The organism is Sporomusa sp., from assembly GCF_057736855.1.
Map to the genome: position 1 here is coordinate 4,648 of NZ_JBYKYF010000043.1, position 3,924 is coordinate 8,571.

Sequence of the window (3,924 nt, forward strand, 5' to 3'; positions counted from 1 at the left end):
GTATTCGCAAAAACTCAACCGCTTCTTTTAAAAAACGCGTATCCCGGCCCATTCCCATCCAGGAAAACAGCACCATGTCACTATTTGCAAGCCTTGTTTGCCACTCAGGGCCCCACACCAGACTGTCGTTTAAAAAAAGTACACTGCTTTCCTCAAAAAGATACTCCTCCTCAACCAATTGCTGTCTGGCTTTTTCCATCATGACAACTTGACGGTCAATATTGCTCATAAACAATATACGGCCCATAAGTATCCCTCCCCCAATGTTTCTCTAATCTAAAAATACTGTGGATACGCAGCTTTAGCTACTGCTTGTACTCCCAGCACAATATACTGTGATGTGCTGGACAAATAACTGTCAGGCACAGCAATTAGCTGTTTGCTCCGAACGGCTTTAACTGCTTGCAGTGACGGATCATGCTGTACTTCTTCACCAAATTTCTTCATATCGGTTTTACCGGTATAATCCCAAAGCGGCAACAAGATAATATCTGGGTTAACGCCGATAATCTGTTCTTTGGACATTATCTCATTCATACCCAGTCCGGCCACCGCCGCACCGTCAACTACTCCGGCGTGACGGCAAATATCTTCAAACGTACTGCCTTTGCCACCGCTGCCGCCTAACAGGGTATACCGAATGACCACCTGCTGGCTGCCAACTGGAATCTGCCGCACTTTCTCCTTAATTCGTGCCAATTGTCTATCCATTTCGGCTACCAATTGCTTACCAGCCTCGATTTCGCCCACCGCGTGAGCGATGGCTATAATTGAGTCTTTCACCTCGTCAATGTTTGTCGGGCTTTTATAAACATATACCGGAACACCGGAATCCCGGAGCGTTTGAATGAATGCCTGCGGCTGCCAGTCAGGTATAAGCACCAGGTCTGGCTGGAGTGCGATGATACTTTCAGAATTGGCCCGTACCCTCTTGGGAATAGCTTTTGCCTGCTCTGCAATATTGGAAATACCGCTGTCATCTGCCAAATACGTGAGAGCGGCAATGCGCTCTGCTGCTACCAGAGCCATAAGAATCTCATCAGTACTGACAGAGAGCGATACAATCTTCTGCGGTCTTTGCGGCAGTTTCAAAACATAACCAGTACTGTCCACAATTTCGTAACTGCTTAAGTCAGCTGTAAGCCTGCCTGAAGGCGGACTTACACTGTTTTTTCCGGTACAGCCACCAGTTACTAGCAACTGTCCTAAAAGCACACAAATAATCAACAGCCTCAATTGCCTACTTGTTCCCATGGCGTCATCTCCATCGAATCAAATTCCGCTGCAGTTACATACAAATATGCGTATATCCTTATTGTCTTGCCAATAAGGTTAGCTTGTATTCTCCGATAACCTGACCATCATCGAGTCGAATAGGGGCCTCTATTCCGGCTACATACCGTCCGTCCGCGCTGATAGCGACAGCAATACATGGTCCGCCGCTGGTGGCAGCATAATCAACCAAACGTGCTTCCGGTATTGTGACAATATACAGGCCATGCACTGACGGATCTTTTGAGCGGACATTCCTGCCGACCGCCAGGGCTGCCAGCTTGCTGCCGACAGCCATTTCCTCAATGGTACCGCCAAGCTTATAGCTATTGACCAGTTTACCCTGTAAATCAAACACAAACAGGCTGTTGGAGTTAGGGTGTTCCACTGGAGTTGGCAGTTGCCAATTGGCCTTATTATAGGTGTTGCCTATTGTATATACGGCATACTCCCCTATAATCAAACTATTGCTGCCGTTAGCATTAATCGTGACACCGCCAATCTTCTGCGGGCTGCTGATACTGCGCTGCCATAATTCCCGTCCATCCTTGCCGTCAAACAGAAAACAGCGCCCATCGCTGGCAATAGCCGATGCATACTTCCCGTCAGGGCTAAGTTCAGGGCTTGTGCGCATAGTAACATTTTGATATGGCGGAACCAGATCTATATAATTACTCCACAATACAGTATTGAGTTCACCGTTCAGACAATAGATATGTCTGTCATACTGGTAGTTCGCCACATCAAAATTAGCGGTAGCAAAGCCAACCCTTTCCCCTGCTGCATCCACACTGATCCAGTTAACCCAGCAATCGAGATTGTGGTCACTAGGGAACATCCCCACTCGTTCTCCGGCAGCCGTAAATTTATAAATCCGACCAATATACTCGCTGCGCCCATCAGAATGTTTGACATATCGCTGAGCAACAGCGTAAATCATACCGCTGGCATCGGTTCGGATGGCTACCATACCGGGATAGGTTTTTTCTTTAATGTTGACACCCAGTTCCTGTACACTGACCTGTCGCCATAGCTCACTGCCGTCTTTTACACTCAAACAGATCAAACAACCCTGCTGGCTGCTTTCGCCAACCAGCACCGAACCTCCGTCTGGCGAAAATTCCAATGCCGTCAGCTTACCTAATCCCATATGTTTACGCCAAATAAGGCTTCCCTTGGTATCGTAAAGCAGTACCTCCCCGGTTTCTGAGCCAACTGCCAAGAATCGGCTATCAGGCGAAAAGCGGACAAAGCCTCTGTTAAAGCCCATGCGTTGGTAGGTATATACCTCCGTCTGGCCTAAAACGATTTCCAGTACTCTGCCATAAGCGCCTGTCTGCGTGCCCTTCTGGTTACTGGAGATGCTCACTTGGCTGTTGATGCCAAAAACATGGGCCGCTAATACACCCAAAGTACAAACGAATAAAAGGGTAATCCCTGTTGTGATAAGTTTTCGCATATAACTACAGCCACACTTTCATCAAGTCATATAACCATCGCCAAGTTGGTACATACAAGAAACCATTATATTGTAGTGAGTCTATGACTTTAAGGACGATAAGACCCAACACAGTCAGCAGCATGATATGACAAACAAGCCTTTCCGGGTATGACCATGCCGGTAGTGCCGTCTGCGGTGTTTCCCGCCCAAACCCACGGCTTTCGACAGAAGAAGCCAAAGTCGCCGCCCGACGCAACGTCCGCGCCAAAATGGGAAATAATGTTTGAAAAGCCGTCCGAATAAGACGACGGGGCGATAGTGTCCGAAAAGGGGTAAAACCCCTGAGACGCTGTGCTGTCAGTACAACACCAGTTTCTTGAAAGATGACCGGCAAAAATCTAAGGCCAGTTATCAACATAAAGCCCATTTCATAAGGCAGTTTCCATGAAACCATGCTGCGCAGCAGTTGCCGGGGATCTGAAGTCCAGTTAAGCAAGAGACCTAAAGTCAGCATCGTGCCTGAACGCAGTGCCTGCACAGCGCCGTATTCCAGACCTTCCCGGTAGATATATACCCCGCCGGTCAATGCGCCAATACCTGGTGTCGTCGGTGATAACAGACAAGCAATAATGGTTCGCGGCTCTCGGTTATAAAATAACGCCTGACTTGTCATTGAGCCCCAAACCCCAAGCAGAATAAAGATCATAAGAATACGCCATCTGTCAGGAGATGACCGGGCAACAACATGCAGACCCAGAGCCAAGCAAAATAGTATAAACAGCGTCCGGGGACTGTCCACAATCAGAACCACAGCTGCCAACAGGATTAATAACACCATTTTGGTACGGACATCGGCCTTATGAAGCAGGGTTGTCCCCGGCGTAGCTTCCCAGACATGTCTGTCGTACATAACCTACCACCTCCTCAACGGTAAGCGCTATACCACCATACAAGGCCTGGGCGGTCAGTAACACCGCAGGCGGTTTAAGACCGCTGGCCATAAGCATAGCCTGATCCTGAAAAACAGCAGCCGGTACATCATCGGCCACCACTCTGCCCTGGCACATGACGACAATGCGATCAGCAAACCGGGCTGCGACCTCAGTATCATGGGTGCAGAAAATGATACTACCGCCCTGACGGGTATATTCCTTGAGCAGCAACACAATATCCTCAATATGACCAATATCCTGACCGGTTGTCGGCTCATC

Annotated in this window: 4 protein-coding genes and 1 pseudogene; all 5 read right to left on the minus strand. The window is 48.5% G+C overall.

Annotated features, from left to right (window positions below):
- A partial coding sequence (locus AC29Z1_RS04685; RefSeq protein ID WP_488270299.1) for a hypothetical protein occupies positions 1-247 on the minus strand: 247 nt, incomplete at its 3' end.
- Positions 248-276: 29 nt separating this feature from the next.
- Positions 277-1,254 carry an ABC transporter substrate-binding protein gene (locus AC29Z1_RS04690; protein ID WP_488270300.1) on the minus strand — a complete coding sequence of 326 codons (978 nt, stop codon included), beginning with the start codon at positions 1,252-1,254 and terminating at the stop codon, positions 277-279.
- Between the two features lie 58 nt (positions 1,255-1,312).
- Entirely contained in the window at positions 1,313-2,683 is a 1,371-nt protein-coding gene (locus AC29Z1_RS04695; RefSeq protein WP_488270301.1) for an outer membrane protein assembly factor BamB family protein, read from the minus strand.
- A 52-nt stretch (positions 2,684-2,735) separates the two neighbouring features.
- Positions 2,736-3,623: an energy-coupling factor transporter transmembrane component T family protein gene (locus AC29Z1_RS04700; RefSeq protein WP_488270302.1), complete on the minus strand. Its 888-nt coding sequence runs from the start codon at positions 3,621-3,623 to the stop codon at positions 2,736-2,738.
- A pseudogene (locus AC29Z1_RS04705) lies at positions 3,571-3,924 on the minus strand (hypothetical protein); the annotation flags it as partial. The pseudogene AC29Z1_RS04705 and the gene AC29Z1_RS04700, both read right to left, overlap by 53 nt.